The sequence below is a fragment of the Paraburkholderia bengalensis genome (assembly GCF_037126505.1).
GTDB lineage: Bacteria > Pseudomonadota > Gammaproteobacteria > Burkholderiales > Burkholderiaceae > Paraburkholderia > Paraburkholderia bengalensis.
Map to the genome: position 1 here is coordinate 59566 of NZ_JACFYJ010000010.1, position 19750 is coordinate 79315.

Consider the following 19750-nt stretch of genomic DNA (forward strand, 5'->3'; position numbering starts at 1 on the left):
AAGGGGAGAGCGAGCGGTTCTGCGTATTGGTATGAAATAAGCGCCCGGCAATTCGCGCGGGCGCGCCCGTTGCGCATGAGACGGTCCGGGCGCGGCGGCAAAGATCAGATCGCGGCTTTGCCGATCGAAGCGCCGCCGTCGACGAACAGCGTCTGTCCGGTGATGAACCCGGCAGGCTCGGAAAGAAAGAATTCGACACTTGCCGCCAGTTCGTCCGGCTTGCCGAAGCGCTTCATCGGTACGAGCGACAGAAAACGGCGTTCTGCTTCGCTGCCAACGGGCGTGTTCGCGCGGAACATTTCAGTTTCCGTCGGTCCCGGCGCGACCGAGTTCACGGTGATGCCGGTCTCCGCCAATTCGAGGGCCCACGTGCGCGTGAAGCTGATCATCGCGCTTTTCGCGGCGGCGTAAGCGCTGCGTTGCGCGACACCCAGCACGACAAGACTCGACAGATTGACGATGCGCCCCCAGCCCTTTTCCTTCATCTGCGGTAGCAGCGCTTGCGTCGTTTGAACGGTCGGGATCAGGTTGCTGCTGAACGTGCTGTCCAAGTCGTCGAGGTCGATCTCACCGAGCCGCGCAAGCTTGACGAAGCCGACATTGTTCACGACGCCGTCGAACGAGAAGCGCGACGTGAGTTCGCGCAGAGCCTCCGCCGTCGCGACGCGGTCGCTCAAATCGATGGAGACGAGCGTTCCCGGGAAGGTCGCGTCGCCGGTGCGGCGTGCGACACCGACCACATGATGGCCCGCTCGCGCGAGGCGTTCGGAAAGCGCGCGTCCAATGCCCCGGCTCGCGCCCGTGATCAGAAAAGTACGTTGTGTCATATCGGTTCCTTCATGCCGAAAAGTGGAAATGCGCGGTTTGCGCGCGAATGCGGATCGCCGTTCTTGCAACGAAACCGGAATGGGTTCTTGCTATCTTTGTCAGGCATGTCTAGAATGCGCGTCATTGACACAATTGTCAAGAATCGCGGGGCGAAACGCCTGGCAAACCGTCGTGCGTTGCACGCGCTTATGCGGAACCTTCAATCATGTCCACCGATGCATCTCTGCTGTCGACCGCCAACGCGGGCCGAGTCGCCGTGTGGCGGCATATCTTCGCGGGCTTCGCCGCGAGCCTTGTCGGGATCGGGCTTGCGCGCTTCGCATACACGCCGCTGATTCCGCCGCTGATCCAGGCACACTGGTTTGCCGCTTCCGACGTCGTGTATCTGGGCGCGGCCAATCTCGCTGGTTATCTGCTGGGCGCGCTGCTTGGCCGTCCCGTCGCGCATCGCGTAACGAATGTCCGCACGCTGCGCGCGATGATGGTGCTGGTGACGGCGGCCTTTTTTGCATGTGCGTTTCCCGTCTCCATTGCGTGGTTCTTTTTCTGGCGGCTGCTGTCGGGCGTCGCGGGCGGCGCGATCATGGTGCTGGTTGCGGCGACTGTCCTGCCGCACGTGCCCGCCGATCGCAAAGGCCTCGCGAGCGGCGCGATTTTTCTCGGTCTCGGTGTCGGCATCGCGGCGTCGGGCACGATCGTTCCGCTGCTGCTCAACCTTGGTTTGCGCGACACGTGGACCGGCATTGGCGTTCTCGCCGCCGCATTGACGCTTGCTACATGGCGCGGCTGGCCGCACGCGGCGAAGCCGCAAGCACCAGCGGCGCATGCGGCCCCGGCCGTGCGCGCACGCAGTGCGTCGACAGTGCGTGTGCTGTATGTCGAATACGCACTCATGGCGCTTGGCCTCGTTCCCACGATGGTCTTTCTCGTCGACTTCATTGCGCGCGGACTCGGCGCGGGCGCGCACGTCGGCGCTGCGTACTGGATTCTTTATGGCGTCGGTGCGATTTTCGGCGCACCCGTTTATGGCCTCATTGCCGATCGATTCGGCGGGCGCTTCGCGATACGCGCGTTGTCGTCGTTGCAGGTGCTGGTTGTCGCCGCGTTTGCGATGTCGGGCAATCACGTTGTGATCGGCGTGTTGACGCTTGTGATCGGCAGCTTTCCGCCTGGCATCGTGCCGATGATGCTCGCGCGCGTGCATGAAGTCGTGCCGCACGATCACGCGAGGCAGCACGCGGTCTGGAGCCGCGTGACGACGACCTTCGCCGCATGTCAGGCGATTGCAGGCTATTCGTATTCCGCGCTCTTTAATTCGAGTGGCGGAAACTACCGCCTGCTCTTCGTTATCGCTGCGGGCGCACTCGCGCTCGTCGTGATCGCCGACTGCGTGAGGCCGTGGCTGGCGCGAGAACGGCAAGCGCAACGGGAGACGAAGAACGGATAGTGTGTGCTCGCGTGCTGGTCAAAGGTGCCGCTCCTCTGCATTGAAAAGCGCAATTGGCGGAATCGTTTAACGAGGATGCCGCGCCGCGTTGCAATGCGCGTTAACAAGGATTAACTTCCACTCGCGCGCCCGGCGATCGACAATGCTGATATCCAGTTTTGCATGACGCCCTCATGCAGCTATCGACGCGGAGGTGTCGAACGTGAAGGCCGAAGCGGACCGTTCGTTCCGGAACGCCATGCGCGATGCAGACTCGCAGCGCGCGCACGGTACGTCGCTGCCGCAGGTGCAACGGGCCGCCGTGCAGCTCGCGATGACGCCACGTGTTCTGATTCTCGGCGTATGCGGATGGTCGCTGATCGAAATTCCCGCGGAGTTCGATCCGGCGGCGGGCGAGATGGGCATTGCGGCGCTCACGCTGGCGAAGCTGGCATGGACCGTGATCGGCATCGCGGCCGTGCGCGGAATGAGGCGCGCGCAGTGGATCTTTTCGTTTCTGTGCGGCTTGAGCCTGGTTGCGATCGTGCCCGCGTTGCCTGTCGAGCTGAGTGAGTCGGCATCCATCTTCACGCAGTCGCTGATCGAATGTGTGCTCAAGGCGGGCGCCCTGCTCGCGTTGTGCCTTCCGCGCGTTGCACGTCCCGCAGCGATGCAAACCGTCGCATGGGATGACGACGACAGCGAAATCCAGAAGCCTTGAAACCGCCGCGCTAGCGCCGTTATACGGTTAGCGGACGCTTGAACAGATCGCGCGCAATCGAACAGAACAGATCGGTGGTCGGGCTCTGGTCCTGTAGGCGCCGGCTCATGATGATGGGCGACGACACGTTCGTTTCGTCGATCGACCGGTACGTCACGCCGCGCGCTCTCAACCCCCTGACGCTTTCCGGCACGAGACATACGCCCACCTGCGCGGCGACGAGCCCCAGTGCCGTTTGCAGTTCGCGCACTTCATGAATCGCGGCCGGCTCGACGGCATGATCGCGAAAGGCCGACAGCTGCTGGTCGGCATAGCTGGGACGCGGCGTGGACGGGTAGATGATGAGCGTTTCTTTCGACAACGCTTCGAGCGTCAGCCGGCTCGCGTCGGCGAGCGCATGGCCCGCAGGCAACGCCGCGATCAACGGCTCCTCGACGAGCACTTCGCGCGCGAGCTGCGATTCGTCGAAACGCAGCCGTCCAAAACCGACATCGATACGGCCGCCCTTGAGCGCACTGAGTTGCTCGATCGTGAACATCTCGATCAGCGAAATCTGGATCAGCGGTGCCGCCTCTCTGAACGCGCGGATCACGTCGGGCAGCGGGCCATATAGCGTCGAAGGCACGAAGCCGATGACGATGCGCTCCGCCAGTTGCGCAAGGCGCCGGGTGAGCGGCAGCAACTCGTCGCTTTCTTCGATCAGCCGCTTGGCCTGCGCGTAGAACACGCGGCCGGCTTCCGTCAGCTTCAGCGGACGCGCGCCGCGTTCGAACAGCGCAAGGCCCACGCTGTCTTCGATTTGCTGGATCTGCCGCGACAGCGGCGGCTGCGTCATGTTCAGGCGCTCGGCGGCGCGGGTGAAGTTCCGTTCTTCCGCGACGGCCACGAAATAGCGAAGTTGACGCAGTTCCATCTATGCCCCGAAGGTATGGAAATAGACTCAATCGGTCTTGGACGGATTTCGCCTGCATCCCTAGTATGGGCACATCAGCAGGAGAGCCGTATGATACCAAGTCCCGTCCAGATACAAGCTGTAGAGACCATTCTCGTCGATGTTCCGACGATTCGCCCGCACCGCCTGTCGGTTGCGACGATGAATTGCCAAACGCTCGTGCTGGTCCGCATTCAATGCGCGGACGGTATGACGGGCTGGGGCGAAGCGACCACGATCGGCGGTCTCGCTTACGGCGAGGAAAGCCCCGAGAGCATCAAAACCAATATCGACACCTATTTCGCGCCGATGCTCAAGGGCATGGACGCGACCCGTCCCGGCCAGGCCATGGCGAAGATGCGCGAGTGCTTCCAGGGCAACCGCTTTGCGAAGTGCGCAATCGAAACGGCGCTGTTCGATGCGCAGGCGCAGCGCGTCGGCGTGCCGCTGTCGGAATTGTTCGGCGGCCGCGTGACGGACTCCGTCGAAGTGGCATGGACGCTCGCGAGCGGCGACACGGGCCGCGATATCGACGAGGCGCATCTGATGCTGGAAAAGAAGCGCCATCGCGTGTTCAAGCTGAAGATCGGCAGCCGCGCGCCCGCCGACGATGTCGCGCACGTCGCCGCGATCAAGGCGGCTGTCGGCGATCGCGCCGAAGTGCGCGTCGACGTGAACCAGGCGTGGAGCCAGAGGGAAGCGATCTGGGCGAGCGAGCGGCTCGCGCACGCGGGCTGCAATCTGATCGAGCAGCCCATCGCCGCCGACGATCGCAATGGGCTCAAGCGCCTCACGCGTCTGTCGAAGGTGCCCATCATGGCCGACGAAGCGCTGCACGGTCCCGTGGATGCATTCGACGTCGCCAGCGCGCACGCGGCCGACGTATTTGCCGTGAAGATCGCGCAATCCGGCGGTTTGACGGGCGCGGCGAGCGTGGCGGCCATTGCGCTCGCGGCGGGCGTCGATCTGTATGGCGGCACGATGCTCGAAGGCGCGGTCGGCACGATTGCTTCCGCACAGCTGTTCAGCACGTTTCGCGAACTGAAGTGGGGCACTGAACTCTTTGGACCGCTGCTTCTGACGGAAGAAATTCTGATCGAGCCGCTGCGCTACGAGAACTTCGCATTGCAGTTGCCGCAAGGACCAGGACTCGGTATTCAACTCGACCTCGACAAGATCGCGAGATTGCGCCGCGATTCGAAACACGGCGCGGGAGTAGTGAAAAGTTCGCTATGACGGTGCTGATGTAGCAGCAGCCTCGTAAAGCACATTTTGCATCGTCGTCAGTGATTGAAATGTCAGTGATTGAAATAAATGGAGACATCCCCATGGACATCAAAACCATCGACGCCCTGTTGAACAAGATCAACGAGAGTGCCACGCATGAAGGCAACGCCCGTACGAAGCAGGTGGTCAACCGCATCATTCGCGATCTGTTCATCACGATCGACGAACTCGATGTGACGCCGAACGAATTCTGGTCGGCGTTGAATTATCTCGGCGAGGCGGGTCAAAGCGGCGAACTCGGCCTGCTGGCAGCGGGTCTCGGCTTCGAGCACTTCCTGGACGTGCGTCTCGACGAAGCGGAGAAGAAGGCAGGACTCGGGGGCGGCACGCCGCGCACGATTGAAGGTCCGCTGTATGTGGCGGGCGCGCCGGAATCGACAGGCCATGCGCGCCTCGACAACGGCAACGAGCCGGGCGAAACGCTGGTGATGCGTGGCCGCGTACTGGGCGAAGATGGCCAGCCGCTGCGCAATGCGCTCGTCGAAGTGTGGCACGCGAACCATCTCGGCAACTACTCGCATTTCGACAAATCGCAGCCCGAGTTCAATCTGCGCCGCTCGATCCGCACCGACGAAAACGGCACATACAGCTTCCGCAGCGTGGTGCCCATCGGCTATAGCGTGCCGCCGGAAGGCAAGACGCAGCAACTGCTCGATCTGCTCGGCCGTCACGGCCATCGTCCGGCGCATATTCACTTCTTCGTGTCGGCGCCCGGCTATCGCAAGCTGACCACGCAGATCAATATCGAAGGTGATCCGTATCTGTGGGACGACTTTGCGTTCGCGACGCGAGAAGGTCTCGTGCCTGCCGTGAAGAAAGAAGAGGGCGCGGCGGGCAAGCCTTACGGTATCGACGGCAACTTCGCGTTGATCGATTTCGACTTCAGCCTCGTCAAGGAACGCAGCGACGTGCCGACGAGCGAAGTGGAACGCGTGCGTGCGTAAAGCGCTAAAAGTATGAACGCGGCTGCCATATCAGGCGGCCGTTTGCACGATCGAGCGGCAATCGACATACACGCCGCACAATCCTTAGAGAGAATCCAAATGCTTTTTCACGTGAAGATGATCGTCAAGTTGCCGCCCGACATGCCTGTCGAACGTGCCGACGAATTAAAGGCCAAAGAAAAGGCGATGGCGCAGCGTCTGCAGAAGGAAGGCATCTGGCGCCATCTTTGGCGCATTGCCGGACTGTATGCGAACTTCAGCGTATTCGATGTGGAAAGCCCGGCGCAATTGAATGATCTGCTAATGCAATTGCCGCTGTATCCGTATATGGAAATAACGGTGGATGCGATGTGCCGGCATCCGTCGTCGATTCATGAGGATGATCGCTAAGCTGTCTGGCGAAAAAAAGGAAGAGCGGTTAAATGAACCGTCTCTTCCAAAGCACTACCAGGGTAGCCCTAACAGACAACAACAACCACTAACAAAAGCGCACTATCAGTCGAGTGCCGAAGCCGGACCGAAGAACTCGAAACGGCTCTGTTTTTCCGGCACGCCGATCGCCTTCAGATGTCGCTTCACTGCCTTCATGAACGGCTTCGGTCCAAGGAAGTACACGTCGACATCGCGGGTCGCGGGCATCCATTCGATCAGACGCGCTTCGTCGATATAGCCTTCAGCGTGATGCGCGTCGTCGTCGTGACGCGGCTTCTCGTACACATAGAAGCGCTTGAGTTGCGGATGACGGTCCGCGAGTTCGTCGATGACGTCGCGGAACGCGTGCACGCCGCCGTGACGCGTCGCGTGAATGAAGTGAATGGGGCGCGACGTCTGCAGCGCTGCGTTCAGCATCGCGAGCGTCGGCGTGATGCCGACACCGCCGCTGATCAGCACGAGCGGCTTGTCGTTATGCTCCAGCGTGAAATCGCCTGACGGTGTGAACAGATCCAGCGTCGCGCCTTCCTGTACTGAATCGTGCAGATAGTTCGAAGCCTTGCCGTTCGGCTCGCGCTTCACGCTGATCCGGTATTCGCGGCCATTCGCCGCAGCCGACAGCGAGTAGTTGCGGCGAATCTCTTCGCCGTCGACGGTGAGGCGCAGACCAATGTATTGGCCCGGCTCGAAGCTGAGCAGATCGCCGCCGTCCACGGGACGCAGATAGAACGACGTGATCTCGTCGCTTTCCTTCACCTTGTGCGCGACCACGAAGGGCCGCGTGCCGCGCCAGCCGCCCGCTGCCGTTTCCTTCTCGACGTACACGTTTTCTTCAAGACCGATCAGCAGGTTCGACAACTGCCCGTACGCGGCGCCCCACGCTTCGATCACGGCGTCCGTCGCGATTTCGGCGCCGAGCACTTCGCGGATCGCACGCAGCAAACATGTGCCCACGATCGGATAATGCTCGGGCAGGATGTTGAGCGCGACATGCTTGTTGACGATCTGTGTGACGAGTCCGCCGAGCTGCTCGAGTTGATCGATATGACGCGCGTACATCAACACCGCGTTCGCGAGTGCGCGCGGCTGGTCGCCCGACTGCTGGTGCGCCTGGTTGAACAGCGGCCGCACGCTCGGATACTCCGACAGCATGGTTTTGTAGAAATGCGTGGTGAGCGCTTCGCCGCCGCTTTCGAGCAGCGGAACGGTGGCCTTGACGATTGCGCGATGTTCGGCTGACAGCATGTGATGTTTTCCTCATAGTGGGTGAGTGGGTCCGCTCACGGGCGGTTTCACTTATCTCTTTTGCAGGTATCGGGCCAGCTTTGAAACATCGTAAAATCAGTGAGTTAGAAATATCAGACGTGGATATGACAAGGGTCAAATCGACTGCGCATGAAGTCAGACTGACTGCATCGGAGGTGTTCGACGCGCTCATTCCGCTCGTCGAGGACCTGTCGCGCGATGTGCCGGAGCGCGAGCGCTACCGGCGTCTGCTCACGACGTTGCGCACGCTTTTCCCCGGCGATGCAGCGGCCCTGTTGCGTCTGGATGACGACACGCTCGTGCCGCTCGCGATCGACGGCCTGAGCAGCGACACGCTCGGCCGCCGCTTTCGCGTGAGCGATCATCCGCGTTTCGAAGCGCTGCTCTCGCGCGAGGCGCCCACGCGCTTTCCCGCCGACTCCGACTTGCCCGACCCGTACGACGGCCTCGTGCAGGGCGTGAGCGGTCATCTCGAAGTGCACGATTGCCTCGGCTGTCCGCTGCTGATCGGCGGCAGGCCGTGGGGTTTGCTGACGCTCGATTCGCTCGATCCCGCGCGCTTCGACAGCGTCGACATGCACACGCTGCAGGCGTTTCTGAGCCTCGCGGCGGCGACGGTGAGTGTCGCGGAGCGCATCGATACGCTCGAGCGCAACACGGAAGAAGAGCGCCAGCGCGCCGAGGCGTATCGCCAGGCGAGCGGGCAGGGCAACCGCGAACTGATCGGCAGCAGCACGGCACATCAGCAGCTGGTCAATGAAATCCGCGTCGTTGCCAATAGCGATCTGACCGTGCTCGTCGCGGGCGAGACGGGCGTGGGCAAGGAGCTGGTCGCGAATGCGATCCACGGCGGCTCGCCGCGCGCGAACAAGCCGATGATCAGCCTGAACTGCGCGGCGCTGCCGGATACGCTGGTCGAAAGCGAGCTGTTCGGACATGTGCGCGGCGCGTTCTCGGGCGCTTCTTCGGACCGGCGCGGCAAGTTCGAACTCGCTGACGGCGGCACGCTGTTTCTCGACGAGGTCGGCGAGTTGCCGCTCGGCGTGCAGGCCAAGCTGCTGCGGGTGCTGCAGAACGGGCAATTGCAGCGTATCGGTTCGGATAGCGAGCACAAGGTCGACGTTCGGCTCATCGCCGCGACCAATCGCGATCTCGCCGAAGAAGTGCGCGAAGGGCGTTTTCGTGCCGACCTGTATCACCGGCTGAGCGTCTATCCGCTGCGCGTGCCGCCGCTGCGCGAGCGCGGACGCGACGTGCTGCTGCTCGCCGGCTACTTTCTCGAAGAGAATCGCGCGCGGCTCGGGCTGCTCAGCATTCGGCTCGGACAGGACGCGCAGGCGGCGCTGCTGTCCTATAGCTGGCCGGGCAACGTGCGCGAACTGGAGCATATGATCGGCCGCAGTGCGTTCAAGGCGCTGTCGCGTCACCGCGAGCGGCCGCGCATTCTCACGCTGACGGCGGCGGACCTCGGGATATCGGCGAGCCACGGTGCCGAGTTGCCGCAGCAGGCGGCGAGCGCGAACGCGGCGAACGGAACCGATAACGCGACCGGGAACGGGACGGGTAACGGAACGGATTTCCGCAGCGCCGTGACGGCATTCGAACGAACCCTCGTCAGCGATGCGCTGGAGCGCAACAACCGGAATTGGGCCGCCGTCGCCCGTTCGCTCGGCATGGATCGTGCGAATCTGAACCGGCTCGCGAAGCGCCTCGGGTTGAAATAAGCGCTGAATGGGCGGGCCGGCCGGATCTGATTTGGTAGTATCTGATTTGTCAGTCAGATTGCCGATCGTTCAGGAGATTTCGCGTGCGTCACTACACCAAAGACAATTTCAGGCTCACGGAAAGCGTCGGCTTCCAGCTCGTGAAGGCGCGCAATCTGATCGTGACGGAGATGGACGCGGCGCTGAAGGACCTCGACATCTCCAGCCAGCAAATGGGCATCCTGCTGACGCTCCGGCAGAAAATGGCGTCGACACCGTTCGAATTGTCGAAAATTCTCGGCATCGACACGGGCCTGATGACGCGCATGCTCGACAAGCTCGAAATGAAAGGACTGGTGGTGCGCTCGCGCGACGAGCACGACCGCCGCGTCGTCAACCTTGCGATGACGAAAGCCGGCATCGCCGTCGCCGACCGGATTCCCGACATCGCCCCCGACGTGCTCAACGCGCGTCTCAAGCACTTCACCAAAGCCGAAGTCACCGAGTTGCGCCGCCTGCTGCGCAAGTTCGCGGGCGACTGAGCTTCCGTTCGTCTCTCTTCGCTGAACCTGCGCATTATCCGACTGGAAGTAAGGGATAGTCGCAGTTAGCGCAACAATGAGTTGCAGCCCGATGCTGTTGACTGTATCTGACCTGTCAACTATTGTTGCTGCAATTAGCGAGGAGTCAGAGATGTCGCACTATTCGAAGGAAGATTTCCATTTGACGGAGAACGTGGGTTTTGCGATCAGCAAAGCGCGCAATCTCGTGATGTCGCATATGGATTCGGCGGTGAAGGGCCTGAATGTGCGGGCGCAGCACATCGGCATTTTCATGGCGCTGCTGCGGGGCCAGGACACCACGCCCGCGATGCTGTCGCGCCATTTGGGCATCGATACGGGATTGATGACGCGCACGCTCGACAAGCTCGAAACGCAGGGCATGCTGACGCGCTCGCGCAACGGCGCGGACCGCCGTGTCGTGAATCTCGAACTGACGGAAAAAGGCCGCGAGGTTGCGCTGCGTCTCGCCGAGATCGCGCCGGACGTGCTGAACGAACGCCTGCAATGCTTTACGCCGGAAGAATTCGGCGAACTGAGCCGTCTGCTTCGCAAGTTTCTCGCTGCCTGAGCCGTTTTTTTTTACTCAAATATCTGATAGGTCAGACAATGTACGTTCAATCAAACGCGAGGCGCCACGCGTCTCGTGCGCTGAAAGTGGGTGTGTCGGCCATGTTCGCTGCGGTGCTGTCGGCATGTGTGAACTATGCGGGCATTCATAGCGACGCGAAGACGGCCGAGCCGCAGCAGTACGCCACGCAACAGAGCCTTCCCTCGGAGCAGGGCCACTGGCCTGCGGCGAACTGGGCTGACCAGTTCGGCGACGCGCAACTGAAGTCGCTCATCGACGAGGCCTTGAAGAGCAGCCCGACGCTCGACCAGGCGCGCGCCCGCGTCGCGTCGGCATCGGCTTTCAGCGAGACGGCGAAGGCGGGCACGATGCCGCGCGTCGACGCGAGCTATTCGCTGACGCGTCAGCAATTTTCGAGCACGGCGCTGGTGCCGCCGCCGTATGGCGGCTCCTGGCAGACGGAAAACAAGGGTCTGTTGAGCGCGTCATACGATCTCGACCTGTGGGGCAAGAACCGCGAGGCCCTAAAGGCGGCCGTTTCGCAGTTGCAGGCGAGCGAGGCCGACGCGGAAGTCGTCAAGCTGACGCTGACGACGTCGCTTGCGCGTACGTACAACCAGCTTGCGCGGCTCTATGCGCTGCGTGACATCGCGCAGGAAGAAGTCGCGCAGCGCGAGCAGATCGAGCGGATCACGGCGGGCCGCATCGCGACGGGCCTTGACACGGAAGTCGAACGCAAGACGGCGCAGGCCAATCTGGCCACGAGCCGCGCCGCGCTGAAATCCCTCGACGGGCAGATCCTGACGACACGTTATCAACTCGCCGCGCTGATGGGCGCGGGTCCGGACCGCGGCCTGCAGATCGCGCGCCCGGCGCTCGGCACGGGGGACGAAGTGCGTCTGCCCGACAACCTGCCTGCCGATCTCGTGAGCCGCCGGCCGGACATCGTCGCCGCGCGCTGGCGCGTCGATGCGACGACGCATGACGTGAAGGAAGCGAAGGCCGAGTTCTATCCCGACATCAACCTGAGCGCCGCCATCGGCCTCGACGCATTCGGCTTCGGCCGCTTTTTGACTGCAGCGAGCCGCACGGCGTCGGTGGGCCCGGCGATCCATCTGCCCATCTTCGATGCCGGCGAGCTGCGCGCGCAACTGAAGGGCCGCTACGCCGAATTCGACTACGCCGTCGCGACGTACAACCAGACGCTCGTCACTGCGTTGAGCGAAGTCGCGACGCAGCTCGCCGACGTGCGTTCGACCGACGGCCAGCTCGTCGATGCACAGACCGCACAGGATGCCGCGCGCAAAGCCGACCAGCTCGCGCTCGTGCAATACAAGGCCGGTCTGACGAACCAGCTGACGGTATTGAACGCCGACGTCAACGCGTTGAGCGCCGATCAGGCCGTCGCGAATCTGCGCATGGACCGCCGCGATCAGCAGATCGCGCTGGCCTCCGCGCTTGGCGGCGGTTTCGTCGATACGTCGAACGAAACGCAAAACACACCCGTGGGGTCCGCCACTGCAACGCCTGCCGTCGCCGCGCAATGAGCGGCGACCTATCGACCTGCCTGGAGAAATCGAAATGAGCGAAATCATCACCCCGGAGCGCGAGACGACGCAAGCGTCGCAGACGCAGCCCGAGGCAGCGCCGAAGGGCGCCGCCGCCGTCAGCGAGCCGGACACGCGCAAGCGCAAATTGCTGCTCTCGCTGCTTGGCGCCGCGATCGTCGCGTCCGCTGCGGCGTACGGCGCGTACTACATGACCTACGCGCGCTATCACGAGTCTACCGACGACGCCTATGTCAGCGGCAATCTCGTGCAATTGACGCCGCAGGTGACGGGCACCGTCGTTGCCGTGAATGCCGACGATACGCAGATCGTGAAGGCGGGCGACCCCGTCGTGACGCTCGACAACGCCGACGCCAGGATCGCGCTCGGCAACGCCGAAGCGACACTTGGGCAGACCGTGCGGCAAGTGAGCACGCTGTACGTCAACAACGATTTCTACGCCGCGAACGTCGCGCAGAAGCAATCGGATCTGGCGCGCGCGCAAGACGATCTGCGTCGCCGGCAGGCTGTTGCCGGCACGGGGGCCGTCTCCGCCGAAGACATCGCGCATGCGCGCGACACCGTGACGGCCGCGCAGGCCGCGCTCGATGCCGCGCGGCAGCAGGCGGAAGCGAACCGCGCATTGACGGATCGCACGACGATCGAACAGCACCCGAACGTGCAGGCGGCCGCCGCGAAGGTGCGCGACGCCTACCTCGCTTACGCGCGCAATACGCTGCCTGCGCCCGTCACGGGCTACGTCGCGAAGCGTTCGGTGCAGGTCGGTCAGCGCGTGTCGCCGGGTACGCCGTTGATGGCCATCGTGCCCCTCGACGGCGTGTGGGTCGATGCGAACTACAAGGAAAGCCAATTGCGAAACATGCGCATCGGTCAGCCCGTCACGCTGACGGCTGACGTGTACGGCGGCAAGGTGCAGTACCACGGCCGCGTGGTCGGCTTTTCGGCGGGCACGGGCAGCGCGTTTGCGACGCTGCCGGCGCAGAACGCGACGGGCAACTGGATCAAGGTCGTGCAGCGCCTGCCCGCGCGCATCCAGCTCGACCAGAAAGAACTCGAAGCGCATCCGCTGCGCATCGGACTGTCGATGGACGTCGACGTCGACACGCGCGACGACACCGGGCCGCAGCTCGGCGCCGCGCTGAATACGACCTACCGCACCGATGTGTTCGCGCAATACGGCGCACAGGCCGACTCCGAAATCGAGCGGATCATCGCCCAGAACATCGTGCCGACGCACCCGGCGCAAGCAGCGCAAGCAAGTAAAGCCGCATCGCTCCGGCCGATGGCCGCGCGCGAAGCAGCAGAAAAGCCTGGCCGCGCCGCACCGGCGCAACACGCCGGCTGATCGCCACGGAGGACGCGATGCATCGCGATCGCGTCCTCGCCCGTTCACTTAACTGACATGTCAGATAAACCATGAAACCCTCGCCGCAACTTGCGCCGCCGCAGCCGTTCACAGGCGGCAAGCTGGTCCTCGCGACGCTCGCCGTCGCGCTCGCGACCTTCATGAACGTGCTGGATTCGTCGATTGCGAACGTCGCGATTCCGACCATCTCCGGCAACCTCGGCGTGTCCGTCGATGAAGGCACGTGGGTGATCACGCTGTTTTCCGCCGCGAACGCCGTGTCGATTCCGTTAACAGGCTGGCTCACGCAGCGCGTCGGGCAGATCAAGCTGTTCGTCGCGTCGATCGTGCTGTTCGTATTCTCGTCGTGGCTGTGCGGCATCGCGCCGAACCTGACCGTGCTGCTGGCCGCGCGCATCTTGCAGGGCGCCGTGGCCGGCCCGCTGACACCGCTTTCGCAAGCGATTCTGCTCGGCACCTATCCGAAGGAGAAGAGTTCGACGGCGCTGTCGCTGTGGGCGATGACGGCCACGGTCGGCCCGATTGCGGGCCCGGCGCTCGGCGGCTGGATCACGGATAGTTATTCGTGGTCGTGGATTTTCTACATCAACATCCCTGTTGGCCTGTTCGCTGCCGCCGTGACGTGGATGCTGTATCGCGACCGCGAATCGCCGGCGCGCAAGCTGCCCATCGACAAGGTCGGCTTGCTGTCGCTGATCGTCTGGGTGGCGTCGCTGCAGATCATGCTCGACAAGGGCAAGGATCTCGACTGGTTCAACTCGCCCGTGATCTGGGTGCTCACGATCGTGGCGGTGGTCAGCTTCCTGTTCTTCCTGATCTGGGAGTTCACGGAGAAAAACCCGATCGTCGATCTCCGGCTGTTCGCGCAGCGCAATTTCCGCGGCGGCACGATCGCGATTTCGGTTGCGTACGCTGTGTTCTTCGCGAACCTGGTGATTCTGCCGCAGTGGATTCAGGGCTATCTCGGCTATCGCTCGGTGGACGCGGGGCTGGTTACGGCGCCGCTCGGCATCTTCGCCGTGCTGCTCGCGCCCGTGATGGCGAAGGTCATGCCGAAGTCCGATGCGCGCGTGCTCGCGACGCTCGCATTCATCGGCTATGCAGGCGTCTTCTTCATGCGCTCCAATTACACGACGGGCGTCGATGCATGGACGCTGATCCTGCCGACGCTGCTGCAAGGCATTCCCACCGCGCTCTTTTTCGTGCCGCTGACGGCGATCATCCTGTCGGGCCTGCCCGCCAACAAGATTCCGGCTGCAGCGGGACTGTCGAACTTCGCGCGGATCTTCGCGGGCGGCGTCGGCACGTCGCTCATCACGACGGGCTGGAACAACCGCACGATCCTGCACCATGCGCAGCTCGCGGAGCAGTCGGCCGCGACGAATCCCGCCTACACGGGCGCACTCGCCAACATTCACGCGACGCTCGGCGGCAGCATGGACCAGGCGCGAGCCTTCTTCGAGCAGTCGATGAACGCGCAGGCCGCGATGCTCGGGCTCAACGACATCTTCTGGCTGTCGTCGATGATCTTTATCGTCATTATTCCGTTGATCTGGCTGACCAAGCCGGGCAAGGGAGGCGGCGGCGGTGCAGCAGCGGGCGCGCATTGACCGCTGCGCATTGACGGTTGAGTTAAAAGGAGAAAGGCCCCGGTTCGCATCGCGACCGGGGCCTTTCTCGTTTCTGGGCCGCATTTGACGTTTGACGCTTGACGTTTGACATTTGGCGCTGCGCCCCTTTCACCCGCAGCATGCAGATGAAAGCCGTCGGAACATTGAATAAGGGTAAACGTAAGGGCAAATCTGGTATCGTGCGTCCCTGCCCGAAAGACGCGAGCGCACGCGACGCCGCCGTCAGGGTTTGTACGAACCGGTACACCCGTCGGGCGCGACAGGCCGCAAAGCGAGGAACCATGCGGGCTCGCAGCGCCCCGCCGACAAGTCCGGCCGATCCGCCACCATTTTTCCTCGCTGGAAAATCCGGCTCAATTTCATCCAGATTGTCAGCCGCATCAGGATTTCTTAAGCAGAAACTGCAAAAAATCGTTTTCGGGTCGCTCCCGATGTCAACCTTTTGGGCAAATTGCCGTTGTCCATTTGTAAAGAGTTGAAACAGCGAGGCTCGGACCGTGTTCGCGTCCGGATCGCTCCGAAATCCAACCGTATTCGATGCCACAGCAACGAGACCTTCGCTGCGGCGTCAGGCAACACCCGGATTCATCCATGTCTGACCATCCCCGTTCTTCTGGTGGCCGCGCCGCCGCGCTGCTCAAGCGAGCCTGCGCCGCCGCAGGCAGCAAGCGCCTGTTGTCGCCGGCGTTGTCGCTGGGCGTCTGCGTGCTGCTGCTGATCGTGCTCCAGCATCTGTCGCAGGCCGTCGATTACAAGTCGGTGATCCGGCACCTGCGCCATTTGACGGCAGGCGAATGGTCGGCGGCGCTCGGCGCGACGGTCCTGAGCTACATCGCGCTCGTGGGCCGCGATGCCGTGGGCCTGCGCTACGTCGGCAAGGCGGTGCCGCGCGCGGCGCTGTGGATCGGCGCGACGGCGGGCTCGGCGCTCGGCAACGCAACGGGCTTCGGCGCGCTGACGGGCGGCGCGGTGCGCGCGCGCGTCTACGCGGTCGCCGACGTGACGCCCGCGCAAATCGGCCGCATGACCGTTTTCACGAGCGTGTCGCTTGCACTCGCCCTCGTGTTGATGACGGCGCTCGGCATGGTGTGCGACGCGCCGACGCTCGCGCCCATGCTGCACAGCCCGACTGGCGCGCTGGCGTGGGGCGGCACGGCGCTGCTGACGGTGCTCGGACTGATGACGCTCGCGTGCGGCAGGAACGCGCGCGAGATTCGCACGCGCTGGAGCTGGCTGTCGTTCGACGTGCCCGCGCGCCGCGATTTCGTCGCGCAAGTGCTGTCGCTGCTGCTCGACGTCGTCGCGGCGGGGCTCGCGCTGTGGGCGCTGCTGCCTCACACGCACGTGAGCTTCGTGTCGTTCATCACGATTTACGCGGCGGCAATGCTGCTCGGCATGATCGGCCATACGCCGGGCGGCGTGGGCGTGTTCGAGGCGGCGATGGTGTTCGCGCTCGGCGGCAGCGTGCAGACGCACTTCATGGTCGCGGCGCTGCTCGCATATCGCGCGATCTATTTCGGCTTGCCGCTGATCGTGTCGGCGGGGTTGCTGGCCGGCTTCGAAGGGCGCGCGCTGAAGAAGCATCTGCCGCTGCATCACGCGGCGGCCGTGTCGCAGCTGGCGCCCCTGTTCCTGAGCCTCGTGACGTTCGTGGTCGGCGGGATGCTGGTGATTTCGAGTGCGACGCCCGCGTTCTGGCAGCGCATCGCGATCCTGCGCGATCTGGTTCCGCTGTGGGTGCTCGAAAGCTCACAGATGCTGTGCAGCATGGTCGGCGTCGCGCTGCTGTTCGTCGCGCGCGGTCTGTCGCGCCGACTCGATGCGGCGTGGTGGCTCACGCTCGGCCTCGCGGTGCTGAGTCTCGCGCTGTCGCTGGCAAAGGGTCTCGCGTTTGTCGAAGCGGGCGTGCTGACGACGTTGATCGTACTGCTGGTTTCGACGCGTTCGCGCTTCAATCGCCGCTCGTCGCTGTTCGCCGAGCGCTTCACGGCGGGCTGGCTCGTGTCGGTTGCGATGGTACTGATGCTCGCCGTCTGGGTGATGCTGTTCGCGTTCCGCGACGTGCCCTATACGCGCGACCTGTGGTGGCAATTCGCATTCGACGAACGCGCGCCGCGCGCGCTGCGCGCCACGCTCGCCGCGAGTCTCTTTGCCGCGACGTTCGCGTTCTGGCAACTGCTGCGCCCCGCTGCGGGCCGCTTCGAAAAGCCCGCCAAACAGGATCTCGACGACGCCGCGCGCATCTTCCGCGCGCAGGAGCGCAGCGACGCGGGTCTCGCGCTGATGGGCGACAAGAGCTTCCTGTTTTCCGAATCGCGCCAGGCGTTCCTGATGTACGCGAAGTACGGACGCACGTGGGCCGCGCTGCACGACCCCGTCGGTCCGCGCTGCGAATGGGCGGAACTGATCGGCAAGTTCGTCGCGCTCGCGCACGCGCACGGCGGCCGCGCGGCGTTCTATCAGGTGCGCGCGAACGCGCTGCCGCTTTATCTCGACGCCGGTCTCACGCTGATGAAGCTCGGCGAAGAAGCGCACGTGGTGCTCGACGACTTCGATCTGAAGGGCTCGCATCGCGCGCATCTGCGCTATGCGTTAAAGCGCGGCGAGCGCGACGGCTTCTCCGTCGAAGTGATCGAACCGTCGCGCGTGCGCGATTCGATCGACACGCTGCGTGCGATTTCCGACGACTGGCTCGACAGCCGCGATGCACGCGAAAAGAGCTTCTCGGTCGCGGCCTTCACGGAAGACTATCTCGCCGCGCAATCGGTGATGCTCGTGCGCCAGGGCGACGAGCCCGTCGCGTTCGTCACGTTCATGACGACGGACATGAATACGGAGGCCACGGTGGGCGTGATGCGCCACGTGCCGCAGGCTTCGCCGTACGCGATGGAGTATCTGTTCACGCAGCTCGCGCTGCATCTGAAGCAGGCGGGTTTCCGCTCGCTGAGTCTCGGTATCGCGCCGTTTTCCGGCATGTCGCCGACGCCGCTCGCGTCGCGCTGGCACCGCTTGGGCAACATCGTGTGGCGCTTCGGCGGCCGCTTCTACAACTTCCGCGGACTGCGCGCCTTCAAGAGCAAGTTCCAGCCTCATTGGGAGCCGCGCTATCTCGCTGCATCCGGTTCTGTCGGCGTGTTCTTCACGCTCGCGGACCTTTCGCTGCTGGCAGGGGGCCGGCGTTCATGATCATGCAAAAGTTTTACCGGCTCGCCGCACTGGCGAGCGTGTCGTTGTGCTCGCTCGTTGCCGTGACACCTGCGGCGCACGCCTATGAAACCGTGTCGGGCGGCCGCTATGGCGACGTCGCGGTGACCAGGCCGACGGGCGACGTACGCGGGTTCGTCGTGCTGTTCTCGCGCGAAACCGGCTGGCATCCCGCCGATCAGCAGGCCGCCGACGCGCTCGCGAAAAACGGGGCGATGGTGGTCGGCGTCGACACGGCGAAGTACGCAGCGAACCTCGCCGCGAACAAGGAGACGTGCCATCAGCTGGTCGGCGATGCCGAAGCGGTGAGCCATCAGCTCGAACGTCAGGTGCAGTCCAACCGCTATTTCATGCCGATCGTCGCGGGCACGGGACAGGGCGCGACGCTCGCGATGCAGGTGTTGAAGCAGGCGCCCGAGAATACGGTAGCGGGCGCGGTCTCCGTGGCGGCGCAGCGCGATCTCGACAAGCGCTTCAATCCTTGCCCGCCGGACCCGACGGTGACGCACGGCCCCGGCCTGCCCGGCTTTGCCGAAACGGACGCGAACGCTTCCGCCGGCACGCAGCGCATCGTCGAGCTGACGTCGCCGCATCTGCGCGCAAGCGCGATGAAGGAAGAGGACGTCTCCGACCTGCCGTTGATCGAACTGCCCGCAGCGCATCCGACGCGCCTGATGGCCATCGTCATTTCCGGCGACGGCGGCTGGCGCGACCTCGACAAGACGATTGCCGAAGAACTGCAGAAGGATGGCGTGTCCGTGATCGGCTGGGACAGCCTGCGCTACTTCTGGTCCGAGCACTCGCCGCAGCAAACGAGCCGCGACCTCGCTCGCGTGATTCAAACCTATTCGACGCGCTGGCATGCGGACCATGTCGCGCTGGTTGGTTATTCGTTCGGTGCCGACGTGATGCCGTTCGCCTACAACCGCTTGCCCGACGCCGCGCGCGCGAAGGTCGCACTGATTTCGCTGCTTGGCTTCGCGCCCGCAGCGGACTTCCAGATTCGCGTGACGGGCTGGCTCGGCATGCCCGCCGGCGACAAGGCGCTGCAGGTCAAGCCAGAGTTCGCGCGTCTGCCGCCGAAGATCGTGCAATGCTTCTACGGCGAGCACGAGGAAGACACGCTTTGCCCAACGCTCACGAAGACGGGTGTCGAAGTGATTCGGACGTCGGGCGATCATCACTTCGGGCACGACTACGTCGCGCTCGAAAAGCGCATTCTCAACGCATTGAAAAAGCAGGCGGGCGGAGCCTGACATGAGAAGCGGCGACTGTGCATCGATGCATGTACAGTCGCCGCGCCTGCGATGTC

At 63.6% G+C, this 19750-nt stretch carries 16 protein-coding genes; 13 read left to right on the forward strand and 3 right to left on the reverse strand.

The window, feature by feature from the left end:
* Positions 1–104: 104 nt before the first annotated feature.
* Positions 105–827: an SDR family oxidoreductase gene (locus tag H3V53_RS09105; RefSeq protein WP_054923932.1), complete on the reverse strand. Its 723-nt coding sequence runs from the start codon at positions 825–827 to the stop codon at positions 105–107.
* Positions 828–1033: 206 nt separating this feature from the next.
* Here H3V53_RS09105 and H3V53_RS09110 point away from each other — a divergent pair, with 206 nt between their 5' ends.
* Together H3V53_RS09110 and H3V53_RS09115 are read left to right on the forward strand one after the other, a co-directional pair.
* Positions 1034–2275 carry a YbfB/YjiJ family MFS transporter gene (locus tag H3V53_RS09110; protein WP_336597675.1) on the forward strand — a complete coding sequence of 414 codons (1242 nt, stop codon included), beginning with the start codon at positions 1034–1036 and terminating at the stop codon, positions 2273–2275.
* Between the two features lie 193 nt (positions 2276–2468).
* On the forward strand, positions 2469–2975 hold the full coding sequence (locus tag H3V53_RS09115) for a hypothetical protein (protein WP_336597676.1): 507 nt from the start codon (positions 2469–2471) through the stop codon (positions 2973–2975).
* 19 nt (positions 2976–2994) lie between these two features.
* On the opposite strand, the gene H3V53_RS09120 is transcribed toward H3V53_RS09115, so the two are convergent.
* Positions 2995–3888, reverse strand: coding sequence for a LysR family transcriptional regulator (locus tag H3V53_RS09120; RefSeq protein WP_336597677.1), 894 nt, complete (start codon positions 3886–3888; stop codon positions 2995–2997).
* Positions 3889–3978: 90 nt separating this feature from the next.
* Here H3V53_RS09120 and H3V53_RS09125 point away from each other — a divergent pair, with 90 nt between their 5' ends.
* The 3 genes from H3V53_RS09125 (at position 3979) to catC (ending at position 6527) form a co-directional block, all read left to right on the forward strand.
* Positions 3979–5142 carry a muconate/chloromuconate family cycloisomerase gene (locus H3V53_RS09125; RefSeq protein ID WP_336597678.1) on the forward strand — a complete coding sequence of 388 codons (1164 nt, stop codon included), beginning with the start codon at positions 3979–3981 and terminating at the stop codon, positions 5140–5142.
* 92 nt (positions 5143–5234) lie between these two features.
* Entirely contained in the window at positions 5235–6137 is a 903-nt protein-coding gene (gene catA, locus H3V53_RS09130) for a catechol 1,2-dioxygenase (protein WP_054923936.1), read from the forward strand.
* Positions 6138–6236: 99 nt separating this feature from the next.
* A complete protein-coding gene (gene catC, locus H3V53_RS09135; RefSeq protein ID WP_054923937.1) occupies positions 6237–6527 on the forward strand; it encodes a muconolactone Delta-isomerase in 291 nt (96 codons plus the stop codon).
* Between the two features lie 105 nt (positions 6528–6632).
* Here catC and hmpA read toward each other — a convergent pair whose 3' ends face one another.
* Positions 6633–7814, reverse strand: coding sequence for an NO-inducible flavohemoprotein (gene hmpA, locus H3V53_RS09140; protein ID WP_336597679.1), 1182 nt, complete (start codon positions 7812–7814; stop codon positions 6633–6635).
* A gap of 125 nt (positions 7815–7939) precedes the next feature.
* Between hmpA and norR the strand changes: the two genes are divergently transcribed.
* The 8 genes from norR to H3V53_RS09180 all read left to right on the forward strand — a co-directional run bounded on the left by norR (position 7940) and on the right by H3V53_RS09180 (position 19694).
* The gene (norR, locus tag H3V53_RS09145; protein ID WP_336597680.1) at positions 7940–9559 is read left to right on the forward strand and encodes a nitric oxide reductase transcriptional regulator NorR; all 1620 of its coding nucleotides are present in this window, start codon (positions 7940–7942) and stop codon (positions 9557–9559) included.
* Between the two features lie 83 nt (positions 9560–9642).
* On the forward strand, positions 9643–10080 hold the full coding sequence (locus H3V53_RS09150) for a MarR family transcriptional regulator (RefSeq protein WP_054923940.1): 438 nt from the start codon (positions 9643–9645) through the stop codon (positions 10078–10080).
* A gap of 151 nt (positions 10081–10231) precedes the next feature.
* The gene (locus H3V53_RS09155; RefSeq protein WP_336597681.1) at positions 10232–10669 is read left to right on the forward strand and encodes a MarR family winged helix-turn-helix transcriptional regulator; all 438 of its coding nucleotides are present in this window, start codon (positions 10232–10234) and stop codon (positions 10667–10669) included.
* A 38-nt stretch (positions 10670–10707) separates the two neighbouring features.
* On the forward strand, positions 10708–12216 hold the full coding sequence (locus H3V53_RS09160) for an efflux transporter outer membrane subunit (RefSeq protein ID WP_336597682.1): 1509 nt from the start codon (positions 10708–10710) through the stop codon (positions 12214–12216).
* A gap of 34 nt (positions 12217–12250) precedes the next feature.
* Positions 12251–13582 carry an HlyD family secretion protein gene (locus H3V53_RS09165; protein ID WP_336597683.1) on the forward strand — a complete coding sequence of 444 codons (1332 nt, stop codon included), beginning with the start codon at positions 12251–12253 and terminating at the stop codon, positions 13580–13582.
* Between the two features lie 71 nt (positions 13583–13653).
* Entirely contained in the window at positions 13654–15213 is a 1560-nt protein-coding gene (locus H3V53_RS09170; protein WP_336597684.1) for a DHA2 family efflux MFS transporter permease subunit, read from the forward strand.
* A gap of 612 nt (positions 15214–15825) precedes the next feature.
* A complete protein-coding gene (gene mprF / locus H3V53_RS09175; RefSeq protein ID WP_336597685.1) occupies positions 15826–18420 on the forward strand; it encodes a bifunctional lysylphosphatidylglycerol flippase/synthetase MprF in 2595 nt (864 codons plus the stop codon).
* Positions 18417–19694, forward strand: coding sequence for a virulence factor family protein (locus tag H3V53_RS09180; protein ID WP_336597686.1), 1278 nt, complete (start codon positions 18417–18419; stop codon positions 19692–19694). Before mprF ends, H3V53_RS09180 begins: the two co-directional genes overlap by 4 nt.
* The last annotated feature ends 56 nt before the right edge of the window (positions 19695–19750 follow it).

Bases quoted from the DNA above. Each gene is read 5' to 3' on its own strand.
- H3V53_RS09125 (WP_336597678.1), top strand. From the start codon at position 3,979: ATGATACCAAGTCCCGTCCAGATACAAGCTGTAGAGACCATTCTCGTC.
- H3V53_RS09165 (WP_336597683.1), top strand. From the start codon at position 12,251: ATGAGCGAAATCATCACCCCGGAGCGCGAGACGACGCAAGCGTCGCAG.
- hmpA (WP_336597679.1), bottom strand. From the start codon at position 7,814: ATGCTGTCAGCCGAACATCGCGCAATCGTCAAGGCCACCGTTCCGCTG.
- mprF (WP_336597685.1), top strand. From the start codon at position 15,826: ATGTCTGACCATCCCCGTTCTTCTGGTGGCCGCGCCGCCGCGCTGCTC.
- catA (WP_054923936.1), top strand. From the start codon at position 5,235: ATGGACATCAAAACCATCGACGCCCTGTTGAACAAGATCAACGAGAGT.
- H3V53_RS09110 (WP_336597675.1), top strand. From the start codon at position 1,034: ATGTCCACCGATGCATCTCTGCTGTCGACCGCCAACGCGGGCCGAGTC.
- norR (WP_336597680.1), top strand. From the start codon at position 7,940: ATGACAAGGGTCAAATCGACTGCGCATGAAGTCAGACTGACTGCATCG.
- H3V53_RS09170 (WP_336597684.1), top strand. From the start codon at position 13,654: ATGAAACCCTCGCCGCAACTTGCGCCGCCGCAGCCGTTCACAGGCGGC.
- H3V53_RS09155 (WP_336597681.1), top strand. From the start codon at position 10,232: ATGTCGCACTATTCGAAGGAAGATTTCCATTTGACGGAGAACGTGGGT.
- H3V53_RS09105 (WP_054923932.1), bottom strand. From the start codon at position 827: ATGACACAACGTACTTTTCTGATCACGGGCGCGAGCCGGGGCATTGGA.
- H3V53_RS09160 (WP_336597682.1), top strand. From the start codon at position 10,708: ATGTACGTTCAATCAAACGCGAGGCGCCACGCGTCTCGTGCGCTGAAA.
- catC (WP_054923937.1), top strand. From the start codon at position 6,237: ATGCTTTTTCACGTGAAGATGATCGTCAAGTTGCCGCCCGACATGCCT.
- H3V53_RS09180 (WP_336597686.1), top strand. From the start codon at position 18,417: ATGATCATGCAAAAGTTTTACCGGCTCGCCGCACTGGCGAGCGTGTCG.
- H3V53_RS09120 (WP_336597677.1), bottom strand. From the start codon at position 3,888: ATGGAACTGCGTCAACTTCGCTATTTCGTGGCCGTCGCGGAAGAACGG.